Origin of the sequence: Bradyrhizobium sp. 63_E2_N1_3, assembly GCF_052076005.1 — a bacterium.
Taxonomy (GTDB): domain Bacteria; phylum Pseudomonadota; class Alphaproteobacteria; order Rhizobiales; family Xanthobacteraceae; genus Bradyrhizobium; species Bradyrhizobium barranii.
In genome coordinates this window covers 1,119,882-1,137,914 of sequence record NZ_CP197235.1, presented here as the reverse complement: position 1 = coordinate 1,137,914, position 18,033 = coordinate 1,119,882, and the positions used below count along the sequence as shown (strand labels likewise).

Genomic DNA, 18,033 nt, shown 5'->3' with positions numbered 1-18,033 from the left:
CCACCCCAACACGGAGTGCCATCATGTCCCGACTTTCCGTCCCGAACCTCGAAACTGACGCCGGCCCCTCCGGCCAGGTCTATGCCCAGATCAAGAAGGCGATCGGCAGCGTGCCGAACACCTTTGCGGCCATCGCCGCCCATGGCCCCGCTGCGCTCAAGGCCGTGCTCGCTGCCGACACTGTGCTCGCCTCCGGCGGACTGACCAAGTCCGACAAGGAGATCATCAAGCTCGTCATCAGCGAAGCCGCCGGCTGTGACTATTGTGTCGCCGCCCACAGCCATCTCGCAAAGCTCGTCGGCCTGGCGCCGGAGATTGTGAAGCAGATCCGCGATGGCCGGCCCACCGGTGATGCCCAGCGCGATGCGCTGGTCGCTTTCGTCGACAAGCTTGCGCGCACCAGCGGCACCGTCAGCCACAAGGATTTCGTCGCGATTAAGGCCGCCGGCTACAGCGACGCGCAGCTCGTCGACATCAGCCTCGCCTTTGCCACCACCGTGTTCACCAACGTCTTCAACCGCATCAACGATACCGAGATCGACTTCCCGGCGGTCGCCTAACGCGACGGCCGCCACGTCGCTCATCTCACATCAGGGATCACGACCATGACCACGCTTGCCAACACCCACACCGCCCAAAATCCTCTCGTCCGCGCCCTGCAGGGATCCGGCCTGCTCGCGGAAGATCTCGACTACCATGTCGTCCGCGCCTCGATGGTGATCATGTTCTTCTTCTTCGGTTACCAGAAGTGGTTTCCGTACGAGTTCGAACGGTTGGTCCCGTTCATCAGCAACGGCCCGTTGATCTGGTGGCTCTATCCCGTGTTCGGCCATGCCGGCGCCAGCTATTTCCTCGGCGTTTCTGAATGGACCTTCGGCGCGCTGCTGCTCTCGGGCTTCTGGAGCCACCGGCTTGGTGTGCTCGGCGCCCTCGGCTCGACCGGCACCTTCATCGCGACCGTCACCATCATTCCCTTCATGCCGGAGGGCTGGGACGTCGCCGCGGGAGGCTTCCCCGCGATGACGGGCAACGTGCCCTTCCTGATGAAGGACGTCGTGCTGCTCGCGGTCTCCTTCTATCTGCTAAGGCAGGATCTGGTTCGCCTGACGCGGTAACAGGTGGCATTCTGCCCAGCGACGCGTCGCCGGCGAGCTTTCCCGCTCGCCGGCGATTGCACGTCGCGACGATCACGGCAGTGTGCCCGCAAGCAGCCGTTTTCGCAGAGCATCAATGAACGCTCTTACCCGGACGGGCATTTGCGCGCGAGTCAGGAAAACCGCCCATATCCCAAGCTCAACCGGCGCGGCATCCGCCAGAACGATGCGCTTCAACTCTCCGCGTTCAATCTGCTCGTAAACATCCCAATAGGTCATCATGGCGACCCCCACGCCCGCAAGACAAGCCGCTCGAACAGCGTCGACTGTGCTGGCCGACAGCGGGCCGGCGATCCGGATCTGCTCCAATTCGCCTCCACGTACGAACGGCCAGGTCTCCATCGCATGAAGCTTGATGCAGGGGTGGCTCACCAGATCGCCCAGCGTTGCCGGCTCGCCGAAGCGAGCGATATAGGCTGGCGATGCGCAGAGGATGTAGGGATTGTCGGCGAGTCTTGTCGCGATCATGTCGGAAGGCTTCATCGGCGCCACGCGGATCGCAACGTCGAGACCCACCGAAGCGATGTCGACGCGATCGTCGCTCAGGACAAGATTGACCCGAAGCGCCGGGTTGTCCGCGATCAGCTTGGCCACGACGGGTACGATGACCGCATGGCCGATGACGTTCGGCGCGGTGACCTTGAGCACACCTGAGAGCCCCGAGCCGGCGGACGACACGGACTCGAATGCTGAATCGCGGGCGGCTATCAGGGCGGCGGCGTGAGGCAAAAAGGCCTCGCCCTCAGGGGTGAGCGATAGCGAGCGCGTCGTCCGATGAAACAGGCGTGCGCCCAGCTCGGCTTCGAGCGCTGCGAGCCTTCGACTGACCAACATTGGCGTCGTGCCCATCTCTCGCGCCGCAGCGGACAGGCTGCCGGCGGTCACGATGCTGCGAAACAGGGCCACATCCGCGAAATCCATTTTATAACGATAATCGATAAAGTGCTTAGCTTCCAGCCGGGCTTCTGTCGGCTCACGGCGAGATTTAAATCGATCTCCAGCAAGGGAGGCCACTCCCGAAGGTAAAGGCTCTGGAGATTCAAAAATGATGGACAGCGAAGCGAAGGCGCTTTTCACGCCGATCGATATAAACGGCCGTACCGCGAAGAACCGTCTTGCTGTTGCGCCAATGACGCGCATCACGGCGACCCAGGACGGCCGGGCCACCGAAACCATGACGCGATACTACGAGCGGTTCGCGCGAGGCGGGTTTGGAACGATCATCACCGAAGGCATCTACACAGACCAGGCGTTCTCGCAGGGCTACGTCCATCAGCCCGGCATGACCGACGAAGTGCAGGCCATGGCCTGGAAGCCGGTCGTCAACGGCATCAAGTCGCACGGAGCGGTGGCCATTGCCCAGATGATGCATGCGGGAGCGATCAGTCAAGGCAATCGCTTTCGCGACAGCACGGTGGGCCCGTCTGCCATTCAGCCAAAGGGCGAGCAGATGACATTCTATCACGGAAAGGACCGCTACGTACTGCCGGCAGCCATCACGGAAGAGCAGATCGCCGACGCCATCGCCGGCTTCGCGGGCTCGGCTGCGCGAGCGATCCAGGTCGCCGGGTTCGACGCCATCGAGATTCACGGCGCCAACGGCTACTTGCTCGACCAGTTCCTGACCGACTACGCCAACAGCAGAACCGATCGCTGGGGCGGCGCCACGGAGAACCGCGTGCGGCTAATCGTGGAACCCTTCAAGGCGGTGCGCGCGAAGGTCGGGAGCGCGGTGCCGGTCGGCGTCCGTATCTCGCAAGGCAAGGTGAACGACTATCATCACAAATGGGCGGGTGCGGAGCGTGACGCCGAAATCATCTTCGGCAGCCTCGGCGATGCCGGCGCCGACTTCGTCCATGTGACCGAGTTTGAGGCGTGGAAGCCTGCTTTCGCCGAGGACGGCCCGTCATTGATGCGCCTCGCCAAGCGCTACGCCCCCAAAGCGACGATTTTCGCCAATGGCAGCCTGCACAACATCGAGCAGGCGGTGGCTGCGCTCGACGATGGCGCCGATGTCGTCACGATAGGCCGCGGGGCCTTGGCGAACCCCGACCTGCCCAAGCGTCTGTTGGACCGCAGCTCTCTGGATGAATTTGACCCTGCGATCCTCGGCCCCATCGCCGACATCAAGGACACCGAACTGATGATGTGAGCGCGTCCCGCGACGTCGATGCCGAGGGCCGACGCTCTGAAGATCGTGCACGCATCGAAAGGAACGATCATGACGGACGCGATCTCCGATGCCTCGGTGGCGTTGTCGCTCATGCTGGAAGCATTGCGCATGCTCGATGGGCCCGAGCATTCGAAGGCTGCGGCCCACCTTCGAGCGGCCATCGAGCAGCTATCGCCTCACACCGCGCAACACTTGCTTCCACCTCTCGGTAAGGCTCCGAGCAGGTCCTAAGTCGTCGTCGGGGGTGTGACCGCAACGATCTCATCATCGCTTCGGCACCGCTCATCTCACCGCACGACCCGTGAAGACGGCAAGGCCGTGATGGTCGAGACCACCGGTGATTTCATAAAAAGACTTCTGATACAGTTCTTATGAATTTTCAAATTCATTCTGGATGACGACTCGCTATCGAAAATATGACTTGCACCAAGTATCTGAAATTACGCGGCTATATTATTTTCTTCGATCACGACAAAGCGAACCAATCCCACGCGTTCTTTGATGTGTTTTTATAAAAACGCATTTTATATAGAGACGCACAATAGTCGGATGCAACCGAAAGGATCAATGGCATGGCCAAGTTCGCCTTCTTCGTCGAGTTGAAAGCCAATCGGGGCAAGGAAGCGGAAGTCGAAGCTTTCCTGAAGCAGGGCGCCGCGATGGCGAAGGCAGAGGCCGGAATAGCGGCGTGGTACGGGCTCAAGGAAGAGGAGCCGGGACGCTACGGAATCATCGACACGTTCAATGACGAAGTTGGACGAGACGCGCATTTGAACGGCGAACTTGCAAAGGCGCTGTTCGCGAAGGCAGGCGAGCTGTTTTCCGAAGCTCCCAAGGTGCACCGGCTTCACGTCATCGCCCAGAAATAGAGCGTCTTACCGAGGCTCTTCGTTGCAAGGCAGATGATGAGCTTGGGCGACGCGACTTAACGAACACTTCAGCGAAGCGACCTCCCCCTAATTCTCCTGAAAAAGGACTCACGATGAACCAGGAATCGCCCAAGCCCACTGTCGTCCTTGTGCACGGGGCCTTCGAAGACGCGTCGATCTGGAATGGAGTGATTGAGAGGCTGCAGCGCGACGGCTACCCGGTCGTCGCCTTCGGCAATCCGCTGCTGGGCCCGGCAATCGACACCGCGTACCTGCGCAGCCTGTTGGACAAGATCCAGGGGCCCGTGATCCTGGCGGCCCACTCCTATGGCGGGGCCGTCATCACGCAGGCCGGGGACGACCCCAAGGTCAAGGGCCTTGTCTACGCGGCCTCCATCATGCCCGCGGTCGGAGAGGCCGCAACCCATTTGCTCGAACGGTACCCCGGCAGCACATTCCCCACGTCCGTCGAGCCGACCACTTACACCCTGCCCGACGGTACCAGCGGCACGTATCTCCTCTACCAGCCCGACAAGTTTCACAGCAACGTTGCCGCCGACGTGCCCGCGAGCGTGGCCGCCCTGATGCTCGCCGGCCAACGCCCCATGAACCTGGCGGCCCTAACCGAACCGCTGACATCCGCGGCATGGACGAGCAAGCCGAGCTGGCAAGTCAGGCCGCTGCAGGATCGCGCCATTCCGGTCGATGAATACAAGTTCGAAGCCGATCGCGCCCACTCCACCGTCATCGAGGTGAACGCTTCGCACGCCGTCCCCGTCTCCAACCCTGAAGTCGTGGCCGACGCAATCGAACAGGCCGCCCGCGCAGCAGCGAAGTAACGGCGTCCGCAAAGGGCGGTTGTCTGGCATCATTCAAACAGGAGGCCCATCCGATGACGCAGGACGGTGAGCAAGAAGCAGCGCCGCCCTGGGATGCGGCTCGGGTGAACCTCACATCGAACGAACTGGCCCCCGGCGTTTTCGCGGTCATGCCTGACGACGTGTTCGAGAAAGACCACGTCGCCACCACGGCCGGCTTCGTGATCGGCGAACGCAGCGTACTCGTCGTCGAGTCAATGCTGAATGGCGATCTCGCCTCGCAGCTTATCGGGCTCGTACGGCAAGTGACGTCGAAGCCGATCCGCTTCCTCGTCAACACCAGCTATCATGGCGACCACGCCTACGGGAATTACCTGTTTCCCGACAGCACTGTCGTGATTCAGCATCCGGCGACCAAGCGCTACATGGAAGAAAGCTTCGAGGACGATCGCCGTTTCATGATCAGCCTCATGGGTAAGGGGAAGGGCATCGAACGCGTGCAGGCACGCGCCGCTGACATCACCGTCCCCGACATGATCAGCGTCGATCTGGGCAGCCGCATCGTCGAGGTCCGTCACTTTGGGTTCGCGCAGACGCCAGGCGATTTGGTCATATGGGCGCCAGACGCGAAGGTGCTTTGGGTCGGTAACATGATCCAAGCACCGTCTCCGGCGCTTCCGTGGCTCCTCGAAGGGCGGCACAAGGAGACGATGACGACCCTTGCGCGCGTGCGCGACTTCCTGCCGGAAGACGCAACCATCATTCCAGGCCACGGCCGGCCGATGCGTCCCGCGGACATCGAATTCCCGCTTCGCTATCTTCGCGAGCTCGACAGCGCCGTGCGCACGGCGATCGCAGAAGGTCGATCGATCGAGGCCACGCTCGAGGCGGTCGCCATGGCGCACTACGGCGAGTACAGCCTGTTCGATTGGGCGCACAACTCCGTCAACGTGCCCGCCGCCTTCCGCCACCTGCAAGAGCCGGGTGGCGGAGTGGCCTAGAGGAAGATGCATCGGGGTCGACCGCGAGCCTGGAGCATCTCGTCGCGTTCGCAACCCTATCGATGTAGCTGATGTTACATCGATTTTTCGTTCGCATCGCCGGGAGAACGTCGATGCCGCCGACGTGTGAATGCAGCAGCGATCGAAGCGCTTGCTGTGCGCGTCACCTCATTGCCGGCTCGCAAGGCAACCCCTTTCGCTGATAGACACAGGGTCGGAGGCAGCTTTCGCCATGGAGCAGTTCGACTCGGTCCGAATCTTCCGGACCGCACGTCGGAAAGCGACTGCGGATTGGTCGGTGCAAGGAAGTCTGCCCCCGTTGTGGTCTTCGTCCTTTGGGCGATCAATTTGCGGGAGCGACCCTTGGCGAAAGGGTTACAGGAAGGGGAAATCAAGCAGGAGCTGCAAAATGGCGGGCACCTGCGCAATGTCCTCATCATCACCAAGACGATCGAGGGTATGGCGGAGCACCTGGCCTATGTTCGGCCGAGCTGGCGACGCGAATTCCTGCCGCTGCGAACCTGGGGCGACAAGGAAGATCGTACCTACAAGGATCTGGATCGGCTGCTCGTGCTTCTCCGCGACGACTTCGGCTATCGGGGCTTCATTGGGCTCTACATGGATGGTGATCCCGATCTCGTGCGCTATCGGGCGCTTTCGGAAAGCGAAGAGGCCGACGACAAGCCGTAAAGCTCGGATCCGACGGCACCGCTGGCTCACTGCGTGGCTCGCGGTGACATCAGGACTCTCACCCGCAGAATAAAAATGGCTCGCTTGATGCGAGCCATTTTCTCATCGGGACCGGTAAAGTCCGAACCTGGTTGCGGGATACACCACCACCGACCATGCCGGGACGACGCCCTTCAGCGATGTCGGGCCGCCAGGGTACGTCACGCGTCAGCGAAGGCCGCCGGTGACGTGGAGTGTCTCGCCCGTGACGTAGGACGCTTCGTCCGAAGCGAAGAAAGCCACCGCGGCAGCGATCTCCTCAACCTTGCCGATGCGGCCAAGCGGGGTGGTGGATTCGATCCAGTTGCGCATGTCGCCCTCGTGCAGGCCGGCGGACACGACGCCTTCGGTGGCGATCATGCCCGGATTGACGGCGTTGACGCGGATCTTGCGCGGCGCGAGTTCCTTCGACAGCACGGAGGAGATCGCATCCACCGAGGCTTTGGTCGCAGTGTAAACGGCGGTGTTCGCCGGCGCGATGGTCGATACGCCCGAGCTGATGTTGATGATGCTGCCCCCATTGGGATTGAAGTGCTGCACCGCTTCCCCCGAGATCAACAGAAGCCCGAGCACATTGAGGTCGAAATGCTTGTGGAAATGCTCAGGCGTGATGGCCTCGAGCGGCGCGAACTCGTAGATGCCCGCATTGTTGACGAGGATGTCGATCGCACCGAACGCCTTCACGGTCTCCGCGACGACGCTTTTCACGTTTTTGGCATCGGCCAGGTTGCCGTGCACGGCGACGGCTTTGCCACCCTTGGCGATGATGGCGGCGACCACGCGGTCGGCGGCCTCTTTGCTGGCGCTGTAATTGACGGCAACCGCCGCACCCTCAGCCGCAAGCCGGGCGGAGATTTCGGCGCCAATGCCTTTGGATGCGCCGGTCACGAGCGCAACTTTGCCTTCGAGTCTCTTGGTCATCGCATGTCTTCCGTTGTTCGGCGGGATGCCGATATTCAATAGTTCAATACTAGTGAACTATTGAATGAATTCAAGGGACGTGCTATATTTTGAGCATGGTGCAGTTCGTTCACCCATCGCGGGACGAGATTACACTCGCCGGGGTGCTTGGAGCTCTCGCGGATCCAATGCGGCTTCGCATCGTCAAAAGCCTGGCCGCGCAAAACGATTGCATGTCGTGCACCGAGGCGGCGCCTTGCCCTGACATGGCGAAGTCGACCCTGTCGAACCATTTTCGGATCCTGCGGGAGGCCGGCCTGATCCGGACGTCAAAGCAAGGCGTCCAGCACCGCAACGTTTTGCGCGAAGAGGATATCAACGCGCGGTTTCCAAAGCTGCTGAAAATGATCCTGAGCTTTCCGGACTGAGGGCATTCGCGCACGACAGATTTGTGGAGCGCGCAAGGTATCCACTGATGTTTCCACCGGGCGTATCCCAAAACAAAAATGGCCCGAGCTTCCGTCCCGGCGCGGCGTGTTGCCCGGCGTTCGCGCCATGATCGATCTTCTGGCTACAGCGCTGAAGGCCCAGGTCTAGCGCGCCGTCTCTGCGCCGACCTGCTAGGGCTGCAAGACATGTTGCTCCGCGCGCGTGACGGAGCCTCCAAGCAGGCACCCCACAGGCCGGCTGTCGGCGAAGCCGAGCCGCACCCGGATCTCGGACAACGACCCCATCGCCCGGCCCTGCATGATGGTGATCCGCGCGCTGTTGCGCTCGACCAGGCCGTTCTTGAGCAGTCCGAACGCGAGCGCCGCGGCGGCAATGCCGGTGGCAGCATCTTCCGGGTAGCCTGATGACTGCGGAAACTGTCGCGCCTCGAAGCGCCGTTCGCCCTGATGTTCGATGGCGTAGGGGTAAAGTCCGGTGGACCCGATCCGCCCGCAGCACGCCTCGATCCGCGCCGGGTCCGGCACCAGCTCGTTGAGCTCGCGGACGCCCTTGATCGGGATGAGCGTCTTCACGCGCGACGTGACGGCGTTCTGCACCGGCATATCCAGCAGATCGCGGCGCGACAGCTTGAGCGTCGACAGAACGTCCTCCTCTTCGGCACGCGAGAGATCAACGACCTTGCCGACGGGCTGGCTGATCTCGACGGACGGTTCGCCCGAGTCCACACGATCGACATAACCCGTCACCGATCCGCTGCGCGTCTCGATGCGGACCTGTTCGCCCGGCAAGCGCCCCTTGGTCGCGAGGACCCAGAGCGCGCCGATGGTCGCGTGACCGCACATCTCCATCTCGTGTCGCGGAACCCAGAACCGGAAGGCATAGTCGGCGTCGCCGCTGGGAGCCGGCAGGACGAAGCCCGACTCATGCCCGAAGCGCCGGGCCACCGACTGCATCCCTGCAGCAGTCAGGTTCGATGCATCGATGACAATTGGACAGGGGTTGCCGCCGCGCCCCGTGTGGGTGAACACGTTGACAAGCTCGACCTCGGTCATTGGACAGCTCGCTTCATGGAGTGCGCGACGGCGTCAACGATCGCGTTGGCAACAGTTTGATGGACCATGGTCAGATTCTGATGGCGCTCGAATGCCTCGCTGGGCGGAAGTGACAACCTCTGCATGTCGAATCCAAACCTGGGAAGTCGTAACGCTATTCAAGTTTTAGTGACATGTCCGGCTAGATCATTTCTTACAAGCGTCGAAATATTTGCACCGCGCCGATGTTTCTTATGCTGATGACAGCAACACCAGGATCCCCGATGCCCCCGGCTGCGCTGGTCTCCCTGGCGACGTCGGTGCCTCCCCACGTGTTTTTGCAAGAGGACGTGCTAACGGCGGCATGGGATGTCTTCGGCGCCCGCTTTCCCGAATTCGAACGGTTCTCAAGCATTTTCTCGAATACCGGCATAGTCAAGCGTCACGGCGTCAAGCCGTTCGACTGGTATCTCGAACGACGAGGCTGGCCCGAACGCACCGAGGCCTTTCTCGAGGGAGCTGAAGCGCTATTTGTCGATGTCGCCGAGAAGGCGCTGGCGAGCGCACAACTTGCTGGCGGCGATGTCGACACTGTCGTGACCGTCTCTTCCACGGGAATCGCGACACCAAGTCTCGAGGCGCGCGTTGCTCGCCGGATGGGCTTCCGGTCCGATACGATGCGTGTACCGGTGTTTGGTCTTGGCTGTGCGGGCGGGGTTTCTGGTCTATCGATTGCGTCGCGCCTCGCCCAAGCGCGCCCTGGCACCAACGTGCTGCTGGTCACGATCGAGCTCTGCTCACTCGCACTTCGCCTGGACGAACTTACCAAAGCCAACATCGTCGCCGTCAGCCTGTTTGGCGACGGTGCTGCTGCAATCGTGTTGCGCGCGGGCGATGGCGGTGCGACGCAGATCGAGGCTGCCGGCGAACACCTTTGGCCGGATACGCTTGGCATCATGGGATGGAGTGTCGATCCGGAAGGATTCGGCGTCATCTTTCGCCGCACCATACCTGACTTCGTCACGAGGCATTTCAACTCCGCCGTGACCGAAATTCTCTCCAGAATGCGTCTTTCGGTGGAAGACATTGACCGCTTCATCTGCCATCCCGGCGGCGCGAAAGTTATCTGCGCATTGGAAGGCGCGCTCGCGCTCGACCAAGGAACGCTCTCCCATGAACGACAGATTATCGCCGACTTTGGTAACATGTCGTCACCCACTGTATTGTTCGTGCTTGAGCAGGCTCGCGCGAAAGGGCTGCCGGCGCGCTCACTGTTGACGGCGCTCGGACCCGGCTTCACCGCGAGCTGTGTCACGCTACGGCACACTGCGTGACGTTTGCTGAACTCATTCTCGGCGCCATCACGCTGCAGCGCGTCGGCGAACTCGTCATTTCGCGCGCGAACACTCGAAAGCTCCTGGCCCGCGGCGCCGTCGAGGTGGCACCCCGGCATTATCCGTTGATCATCACGGTTCATGCCGTCTGGCTGTTGTCGCTGTGGGTGTTCGGCCGCGACCAACCGGTGAATGTCGTTGCCCTGGCCGGCTATCTTATCCTTCAGTGCCTTCGCTTCTGGATCATCTGGACGCTCGGCTCACGATGGACGACGCGGATTATTGTTCTGCCCGAACAGCCGCTCGTGTCAGCGGGACCCTATCGATTTCTGTCGCATCCCAACTATGCCGTGGTTGCCGGCGAGATCGCCGTGCTCCCTTTGGTTCTGGGTTTGCCGCTGCTGGCCATCGTCTTCACCATCCTCAACGCCGCGGTTCTCGCGATCCGCATACGGGCCGAAAACCTCGCCCTCGCCGCATCCCGTGAGACATTATGCGTGGCGCATAATGACTGAACGGGTTACCGAGCCGAGTGCAGCTACGTGGCTTGGCTTCGTCCTGATGTGCCTCGGCATGTTCATGGCGATCCTCGACATTCAGGTCGTCGCCACTTCGCTACCCACGATCCAGAGTACACTCGCCATATCGCGAGAGGCGATGAGCTGGATTCAAACCGCGTATCTGATCGCCGAGATCATCGCCATTCCACTGACCGGGTGGCTTACGCGCGTTCTGACGCTGCGATGGCTGTTCGTTATTGCGATCAGCCTCTTTACCCTTGCCTCCATCGGCTGCGCATTCAGCAGCAGTTTTACGACGCTTGTCAGCTTCCGCGTGCTTCAGGGTTTCGCTGGCGGCGTGCTGATTCCGGCGGTTTTTTCCGCTGTCTTTCTGCTGTTTCCGATCCGTTTGCATCCCGTTGCCACCACCATGGCCGGCATCATGGCCGTGCTGGCGCCCACGGTCGGGCCGGTGGTCGGTGGCTGGATCACCGACACCTGGTCCTGGCATTGGCTGTTTCTGATCAATGTCGCTCCTGGGGTGGTCGCCGCACTCGCCACGCCAATGCTGCTGCCGCGCGAACGACCCCGGCTTTCTGATCTGGCTACACTCGACGTGCCGTCTCTCGGACTTCTTGCGGTTTCGCTTGCATGCCTGGAGATCGGTCTGAAGGAAGGCCCGCAACGCGGGTGGCTTTCTCCATTCTGCTCCATCCTGATCGTCTTGAGTGCTGCCGCGGCAACCGTCTTCGCCATCCGAACACTCAGGGCCGCGCATCCGGTGGTCGAACTGTCAACCTTTAGATCGCGCTCGTTTGCAATCGGTTGCGCATTGAGCTTCTTCCTCGGAGTTGGATTGTTCGGCTCGGTCTATCTCATGCCGGTCTTCCTCGCCTATGTTCGACATCATGACGCATTTGAAATCGGCACGATCATGCTCGTCACCGGCGTTGCGCAGCTTGCCACCGCGCCGATTGCGGGCCTGCTGGAAAGCAGGTTTGATCCCCGCTGGTTGTCGGCGGCGGGGTTTGGTCTGTTCGCGATCGGGCTGGGTTGCAGTGCATTCGAGAGCCGTGTCGCCGACTTTCAAGAAATGTTCTGGCCGCAAGTCTTGCGCGGCGTTGCGATCATGTTTTGCCTGCTGCCTCCGACCCGGCTGGCGTTGGGTTCGCTGACCGCATCACGGGTACCCGACGCAAGCGGCCTGTTCAACCTGATGCGAAACCTTGGGGGCGCAATCGGCATCGCGCTGATCGATACGATCCTTTACGGGCGCACCGGCGGGCACGCCGACGCTTTGCGCGAGCGCCTGATTGCGGGCGATGTGACTGCGGCTCAGGCGATCGGGCTTGACGTCACGCTGTTTACCCACCGCCCTCCGCAGGTCTCCGATGCCACGGTTGAAGCCTATCTGCGTCCCATGGTCGAAAAGGCCGCGTTCGCGCTCAGCGCCAACGAAGCCTGGGCCCTCCTCGCTTGCGTGGCGCTGCTCGGACTGTTGCTCATTCCGTTCGCGGCCGGTCCCCTGGAAGGCACTGATGAGAATTCTGGTGATGGCGCACTCAATTGAGTGGTGAATAGAGATCGCAATTGCCGCGACGCCCGGCCCAACCGGCGAAGTTCGGCGTGGTTCGCTTACCTATCTGAGGAAGGCCGCACTGACCGAGGGACTCGTCGTGACCTGAGACGGTAGGCGCCCGCCCCACCAAAACAAAAATGGCCCGCGTGATGCGGGCCATTTTCGTATCGGAACCGGTAAAAGTCCGAACTTGGTTGCGGGGATAGGATTTGAACCTATGACCTTCAGGTTATGAGCCTGACGAGCTACCGGGCTGCTCCACCCCGCGTTAAACCTTTGCGCGCCTTCGCCGAAATGCCGGGGACGATGAATGAGGGCCGGCGCTATTCGCGTGGCTTGCTCTCGCGTCCCAAAGGCTTCCTTGGAAGGCAACCCCGGGGCAAAGCCCCTCGGGTGCGAGGCGTATGTACCAACCCGGGCTGCCTTTGGAAAGGGCCGCGGGGACGTTTTTTTCGACTTTATGACAGTGAGTTGGGCCGATTTCCGGCCCGTTTGGTGCGCTCTTGCCAGAAGTTCCACAAAGGGCCAGCTTGCGGGCAACAAAACCGGGGGCAAACGTCGTTTTCAGGGGAGACCACCCATGGACCATACCTTGGACCGCCCCTTGGCGAGCGCGCCACTCCCGGCGCTGAAGGATGCCTTCGAGGCCATGGTCGCGCGGGCGCGGGCCGAGCCGGCGCCCGACCTGGCCGAGCGGCTCGACCGGCTGGCGCGGCTGCGCACCGTGGTCGCCGACAACGAGGAGCGATTCCGGCAGGCAATCTCGGCCGATTTCGGCCACCGCTCGGCCGTCGAGACCACTATTGCCGAGACGATGCTGGTGTTCTCCGAGATCCGGCATGCGACCAAGCACCTGAAGAGCTGGATGGCGCCGCAGCGAGTGGCCACCGCGCTGCAATTCCTGCCCGCGCGCAACCGGCTGATCCCGCAGCCGCTCGGCGTCGTCGGCATCATCGCGCCCTGGAATTATCCGCTCCAGCTCACGCTTGCGCCCGCGATCGGCGCGATCGCCGCCGGCAACCGTGTCATGATCAAGCCGAGCGAACTCTCGCCGCACTTCTCAGTGCTGCTGAAGGAGTCGGTGGCCGCGAAATTCGATGCCACCGAGCTACTGGTGACAGGCGTCGAGGACGAAATCGCAAAAGCCTTCGCACACCTCCCCTTCGATCATCTGGTGTTCACCGGCTCGACCCGGGTCGGCCGGCTGGTCGCGGAGGCCGCCGGGCGCAATCTCACGCCCGTAACGCTCGAGCTTGGCGGCAAGTCGCCGGCGATCATCGACGCCTCCGCCGATCTCGAGGAGGCGGCCGAGCGCATTGCCTACGGAAAGCTGCTCAATGCCGGGCAGACCTGCATCGCGCCGGACTATGTGCTGGTGCCCGAGCGCTCGTTGCAGGCCTTCGCCGAAAAAGTGCGCGCGCAGATGCGGCGCATGTTCGGCACCGATCCCGCCAACAAGGACTACACCTCCGTCATCTCCGACCGGCATTATGCGCGGCTTGAAGGACTCGTGGCAGATGCTGCGCAGCGCGGCGCAAAAATTCTGCAACCGGCGAAAGCGGACGATCCGAACTGGAAAGCACACCGCAAGTTCCCGCCGACGCTGATCGTCGGCGCGACCGAGGCGATGGCGGTGATGCAGGAAGAGATTTTCGGCCCCGTTCTGCCGGTGCTGGGCTATCGCGATCCGGCGGAGGCGATCGCTTTCGTCAACGCCCGCGACCGGCCGCTCGCGCTCTACTGGTTCGGCAAGGATCGCGCCGCCCGCGACGAGGTGCTGTCGCGCACGATCTCCGGCGGCGTCACCGTCAACGACTGCCTGTTCCACTTCGCGCAAGCCAACCAGCCGATGGGCGGCGTCGGCGCGTCCGGCACCGGCGCCTATCACGGCGAATGGGGTTTTCGCACGTTCAGCAAACTGAAGCCGGTGTTTTATCGCTCCAAGTTCAACCGCCTCGCCGATCTCTATCCGCCCTACGGCGGCAAGATCGCGCGGCTGGAGAAGTTGATGCGGTTCATGTCGTAGCTTTCAGTCATTGCGAGCGAAGCGAAGCAATCCAGAATCCCGCCGCGGGGACAGTCTGGATTGCTTCGCTTCGCTCGCAATGACGAGAAGAAAATGCAGAGGGGGGAACATCAGTGACTGACACATTCGACTTCGTCGTCGTGGGCGCGGGCTCCGGCGGCTGCGCGGTGGCGGGGCGGCTGTCGGAGGATGCGGCGACATCCGTGGCGCTGCTCGATGCCGGCGGACGGAACGACAATTGGCGGATCACCACGCCATTCGGGCTCGCTTTGCCATACAGCGCGGCCAACTGGGCCTTCGATACCGTGCCGCAGAAGGGATTGAACGGCCGCATCGGCTATCAACCGCGCGGCAAAGGCCTCGGCGGCTCCTCGGCGATCAACGCCATGGTCTACATCCGCGGCCACAAATCGGACTACGACCACTGGGCCTCGCTCGGCAATGCCGGCTGGTCGTACGCCCACGTGCTGCCCTATTTCAAGTGCTCGGAGAACAATTCCGATTTCGACGGCGAGTATCACGGCAAGGACGGCCCGCTGCATGTCAACAGACTGCGCTCGGACAATCCGATCCATGACGTCTTCCACCAGGCCGCGCGCGAGGCGCAGTTCCGCATCCGCGAGGACTTCAACGCCGAGGACCATGAAGGGCTCGGCAGCTACCAGGTGACGCAGCACAAGGGCGAGCGCTGGAGCGCGGCGCGCGCCTATGTGCAGCCCTACATGGACAAGCGCGCGAATCTGCGCGTCGAGACCGGGGCGCAGGCCACGAAGATCCTGTTCGAAGGCGGGCGCGCGGTCGGCATCGAATATGTGCAGGGCAAGCAGACCAAGCAGCTGCGCGCCCGCCGCGAGGTGATCCTCGCCGGCGGCGCCTTCCAGTCGCCGCAGCTATTGATGCTGTCGGGTGTCGGCGATGGCGATGCGCTTGCCGCGCACGGCATTGGCGCCGAACATCATTTGCCGGGCGTCGGGCGCAATCTGCAGGACCATCCGGATTTCGTGTTCGTCTACGCCTCCGACTATCCGCATTTCGTTCATTCATCGCTCGGCCGGTTGCCATCCCTGCTCCGCGCCATCCAGCGGTATCGCCGGGAGCGACGCGGCCTGATGACCACCAATTTCGCCGAGTGTGGCGGCTTCCTGAAGACCAGGCCCGACCTCGCCGTGCCAGACATCCAGCTGCACTTCGTCATCGCGATGCTCGACGACCACGGCCGCAAGAAGCACAAGGAAGCGGGCTTCTCGTGCCATGTCTGCCTGCTCAGACCGAAGAGCCGCGGCAGCGTATGGCTGAAAAGCGCCGATCCGCTCGCTGCACCCATGATCGATCCGAACTTTCTGGGCGAGGCGGAAGATCTCGAGTCGATGGTCGCGGGCTTCAAGACCACGCGGCGGCTGATGGAGACGCCCGCGCTGCGCGCGTTGCAGAAGAAGGACATGTTCACGTCCGATGTGAGAACGGACGACGACATCCGCGCCATCCTGCGCAATCGCGTCGACACCGTCTATCACCCCGTCGGCACCTGCAAGATGGGCACCGATGCGATGTCGGTGGTCGATCCGAAGCTGAAGGTGCATGGCATCGAGGGCTTGCGCGTCGTCGACGCCTCGATCATGCCGACCTTGATCGGTGGCAACACCAACGCGCCGACCATCATGATCGGGGAGAAGGCGGCGGATATGATCAGGGCGGAGGTGCGTGCGAGTTAGCGCAACGCCGCCACCCAATTCTCCGCCGTCGTCCCCGCGACCGAGGGGATCCATAATCACAGGGAGATGTTGTGGGGCGAGATGGCAACTCCGAGTCTTCGCCAAACATCTCCCTGGGGATATGGGTCCCGGGCTCGCGCTACGCGCGCCCCGGGACGACGGCGGGGCTCAATTCAGCAGGAAACCACCATCGACGGTGATGACACTCCCCGTCATGTACCGCGACGCCTTCGAGGCCAGCAGCAGGATCGCGCCATCGAGATCGGACTCGGCGCCGACGCGGCGCTGCGGGATGCGTTTGGCCAATCGCTCGCCCGCGGGCGTCGACCAGAAGGCGTGATTCATTTCCGTGTCGATATAGCCGGGCGCCAGCGCGTTGACGCGGATGTTCTGGCCTGCGAGCTCCAGCGCCATCGCCCCGGTCGCCTGGAGGATGCCGGCCTTGGAGATCGCATAGGGCGACACCGCCTTCAGCACACCGGTGCCGAGCACGGAAGCGATGTTGACGATGTTGCCTTCCTGCTTGCGCGCGATCATGCGGCGCGCGACTTCGGTCGCGAGGAAATAAGCGCCTTTCAAATTGGCGCCGATCACGGCGTCCCAATCGGATTCGGTCTGCTCGGTCGCGAGCTTCTCGATGGCGATGCCGGCATTGTTGATCAGCACCGTGATCGGACCGAGCGCGGCTTCCGTGGCATCCACGGCCTTGGCGATCGATGACATGTCCGTGACGTCGAGCGCGACCGCGGCAGCGCGGCCGCCCTTGCCGCGGATCTCCTCCTCCAGGCTCTTCAGCTTGTCGGTCTGCCGCGCGGCGAGCGCGACGGCCGCGCCATGGTCCGCCAGAACCCGGGCAAATTGCCGCCCCAGCCCCTGGCTCGCGCCCGTCACTAGGATGGTTTCTTGACTGACGTCGAATAAGTCTGACATGACGCTTGCCTTGAGTGTTTTCCCTGAGCTTTGGAGCCACCAATACAGACGATTTTAACGATCTGAAACCGGAATGATCGGTCCGGCGTTCATTCGTTCCAACGACGCAAGCGTTCCATCGAGGCAGGCCTGACGCTCATGAACAGTTTCGATCTCGCGGTCTATGCGGCACTCGCCGTCGCGATCGGCTTCGGTTTCAGGACCGGCCTGCTCGGCAGCGCAATGACCATTCTCGCCTATCTCCTGGCCGCTCCCATCGCCGTCGCGCTGATGCCGTTGATCGTGCCGCAGGTCGCGACCAATCCGAACGCGCCGCTGCTGCAAAACTGGATCTGGTTCTTCGGCATCTTCGTGGTCGTCGGCATGCTCCTTGGTTATATCGGCCGCCTCGCGCTGAACGACACGATACGCGAAGCCGGGATCGGCGACCGGCTCGCCGGCGCCGCACTCGGCGCCGTCAGGGTCGGCCTCGTCGCCACCACGCTGGTGCTGGTGTTCGACCAGATCGTGCCGGCCAACCGCCAGCCGCCGTTCCTCGCCGGTTCGCATCTGCGGCCGCTGTTCTCGGCGGCCGGCAAGATGGGCTTCAAGACATTGCCGCCGGAGGCCGCGGCCGCGATCGACCGCCTCAAGCAGGAACGGCGCATCTAGCTTATTGTCTGGGCATGATCTTTTCGGAAAACCGCTGCACACTTTTCGGGATCATGCCCGCACATTTGCATCGCCGCGCGACCGCGCCATGCATTTTGACGCGGCCCCCTCCCTTATCAGCGGCGCCACGATTGGCTAGAGTGCGGCCCGTCTAAAACCTGCCTGACATTACGGGA

18 protein-coding genes and 1 tRNA gene are annotated in these 18,033 nt (G+C 62.4%); 14 read left to right on the top strand and 5 right to left on the bottom strand.

Translation table 11 applies throughout. From position 1 onward, the window contains the following. Positions 1-23: 23 nt before the first annotated feature. Both AB7531_RS05235 and AB7531_RS05230 read left to right on the top strand, forming a co-directional pair. A complete protein-coding gene (locus tag AB7531_RS05235; protein WP_063980870.1) occupies positions 24-560 on the top strand; it encodes a carboxymuconolactone decarboxylase family protein in 537 nt (178 codons plus the stop codon). A gap of 45 nt (positions 561-605) precedes the next feature. Beyond that, on the top strand, positions 606-1,115 hold the full coding sequence (locus AB7531_RS05230; RefSeq protein WP_063980869.1) for a YkgB family protein: 510 nt from the start codon (positions 606-608) through the stop codon (positions 1,113-1,115). A gap of 72 nt (positions 1,116-1,187) precedes the next feature. Here AB7531_RS05230 and AB7531_RS05225 read toward each other — a convergent pair whose 3' ends face one another. Continuing rightward, positions 1,188-2,294, bottom strand: coding sequence for a LysR family transcriptional regulator (locus AB7531_RS05225; protein WP_231143839.1), 1,107 nt, complete (start codon positions 2,292-2,294; stop codon positions 1,188-1,190). Between AB7531_RS05225 and AB7531_RS05220 the strand changes: the two genes are divergently transcribed. The 5 genes from AB7531_RS05220 (at position 2,203) to AB7531_RS05200 (ending at position 6,705) form a co-directional block, all read left to right on the top strand. Then, a complete protein-coding gene (locus AB7531_RS05220) occupies positions 2,203-3,306 on the top strand; it encodes an NADH:flavin oxidoreductase (protein WP_441280286.1) in 1,104 nt (367 codons plus the stop codon). The genes AB7531_RS05225 and AB7531_RS05220 overlap by 92 nt on opposite strands. A gap of 593 nt (positions 3,307-3,899) precedes the next feature. Beyond that, entirely contained in the window at positions 3,900-4,196 is a 297-nt protein-coding gene (locus AB7531_RS05215; protein ID WP_063980866.1) for a putative quinol monooxygenase, read from the top strand. A gap of 113 nt (positions 4,197-4,309) precedes the next feature. Beyond that, entirely contained in the window at positions 4,310-5,035 is a 726-nt protein-coding gene (locus tag AB7531_RS05210) for an alpha/beta fold hydrolase (protein WP_063980865.1), read from the top strand. 53 nt (positions 5,036-5,088) lie between these two features. Then, a complete protein-coding gene (locus AB7531_RS05205; protein WP_231143837.1) occupies positions 5,089-6,015 on the top strand; it encodes an MBL fold metallo-hydrolase in 927 nt (308 codons plus the stop codon). A 321-nt stretch (positions 6,016-6,336) separates the two neighbouring features. Further along, positions 6,337-6,705 (top strand): hypothetical protein, encoded by a 369-nt coding sequence (locus AB7531_RS05200; RefSeq protein ID WP_063980863.1) that lies wholly within the window; start codon positions 6,337-6,339, stop codon positions 6,703-6,705. A gap of 207 nt (positions 6,706-6,912) precedes the next feature. Here AB7531_RS05200 and AB7531_RS05195 read toward each other — a convergent pair whose 3' ends face one another. Continuing rightward, on the bottom strand, positions 6,913-7,665 hold the full coding sequence (locus AB7531_RS05195) for an SDR family NAD(P)-dependent oxidoreductase (RefSeq protein ID WP_063986064.1): 753 nt from the start codon (positions 7,663-7,665) through the stop codon (positions 6,913-6,915). A gap of 95 nt (positions 7,666-7,760) precedes the next feature. Between AB7531_RS05195 and AB7531_RS05190 the strand changes: the two genes are divergently transcribed. After that, positions 7,761-8,072, top strand: a complete 312-nt coding sequence (locus tag AB7531_RS05190) for an ArsR/SmtB family transcription factor (protein ID WP_028148917.1) — start codon at positions 7,761-7,763, stop codon at positions 8,070-8,072. 192 nt (positions 8,073-8,264) lie between these two features. On the opposite strand, the gene AB7531_RS05185 is transcribed toward AB7531_RS05190, so the two are convergent. After that, positions 8,265-9,146 (bottom strand): PhzF family phenazine biosynthesis protein, encoded by an 882-nt coding sequence (locus AB7531_RS05185; protein WP_063980861.1) that lies wholly within the window; start codon positions 9,144-9,146, stop codon positions 8,265-8,267. Between the two features lie 263 nt (positions 9,147-9,409). Between AB7531_RS05185 and AB7531_RS05180 the strand changes: the two genes are divergently transcribed. The 3 genes from AB7531_RS05180 to AB7531_RS05170 are packed head-to-tail and all read left to right on the top strand — an operon-like array spanning position 9,410 to position 12,529. Beyond that, positions 9,410-10,459 (top strand): type III polyketide synthase, encoded by a 1,050-nt coding sequence (locus tag AB7531_RS05180; RefSeq protein ID WP_063986063.1) that lies wholly within the window; start codon positions 9,410-9,412, stop codon positions 10,457-10,459. Then, complete coding sequence (locus AB7531_RS05175) at positions 10,456-10,974, top strand: isoprenylcysteine carboxyl methyltransferase family protein (protein ID WP_063980860.1); 519 nt, start codon at positions 10,456-10,458, stop codon at positions 10,972-10,974. Before AB7531_RS05180 ends, AB7531_RS05175 begins: the two co-directional genes overlap by 4 nt. Further along, positions 10,967-12,529, top strand: a complete 1,563-nt coding sequence (locus AB7531_RS05170) for a DHA2 family efflux MFS transporter permease subunit (RefSeq protein WP_231143836.1) — start codon at positions 10,967-10,969, stop codon at positions 12,527-12,529. The genes AB7531_RS05175 and AB7531_RS05170 overlap by 8 nt, the downstream gene beginning before the upstream one ends. Positions 12,530-12,729: 200 nt before the next feature. Here AB7531_RS05170 and AB7531_RS05165 read toward each other — a convergent pair. Continuing rightward, positions 12,730-12,806, bottom strand: a tRNA-Met gene (locus tag AB7531_RS05165). Positions 12,807-13,118: 312 nt separating this feature from the next. On the opposite strand from AB7531_RS05165, the gene AB7531_RS05160 reads away from it, so the two are divergent. Both AB7531_RS05160 and AB7531_RS05155 read left to right on the top strand, forming a co-directional pair. Then, positions 13,119-14,564, top strand: a complete 1,446-nt coding sequence (locus AB7531_RS05160; RefSeq protein WP_063980858.1) for a coniferyl aldehyde dehydrogenase — start codon at positions 13,119-13,121, stop codon at positions 14,562-14,564. A 113-nt stretch (positions 14,565-14,677) separates the two neighbouring features. Next, positions 14,678-16,276: a GMC family oxidoreductase gene (locus tag AB7531_RS05155; RefSeq protein WP_063980857.1), complete on the top strand. Its 1,599-nt coding sequence runs from the start codon at positions 14,678-14,680 to the stop codon at positions 16,274-16,276. A 168-nt stretch (positions 16,277-16,444) separates the two neighbouring features. On the opposite strand, the gene AB7531_RS05150 is transcribed toward AB7531_RS05155, so the two are convergent. Next, positions 16,445-17,206 carry an SDR family oxidoreductase gene (locus AB7531_RS05150; RefSeq protein WP_441279910.1) on the bottom strand — a complete coding sequence of 254 codons (762 nt, stop codon included), beginning with the start codon at positions 17,204-17,206 and terminating at the stop codon, positions 16,445-16,447. 138 nt (positions 17,207-17,344) lie between these two features. On the opposite strand from AB7531_RS05150, the gene AB7531_RS05145 reads away from it, so the two are divergent. Further along, complete coding sequence (locus AB7531_RS05145; RefSeq protein WP_028157265.1) at positions 17,345-17,857, top strand: CvpA family protein; 513 nt, start codon at positions 17,345-17,347, stop codon at positions 17,855-17,857. Positions 17,858-18,033 lie beyond the last annotated feature (176 nt).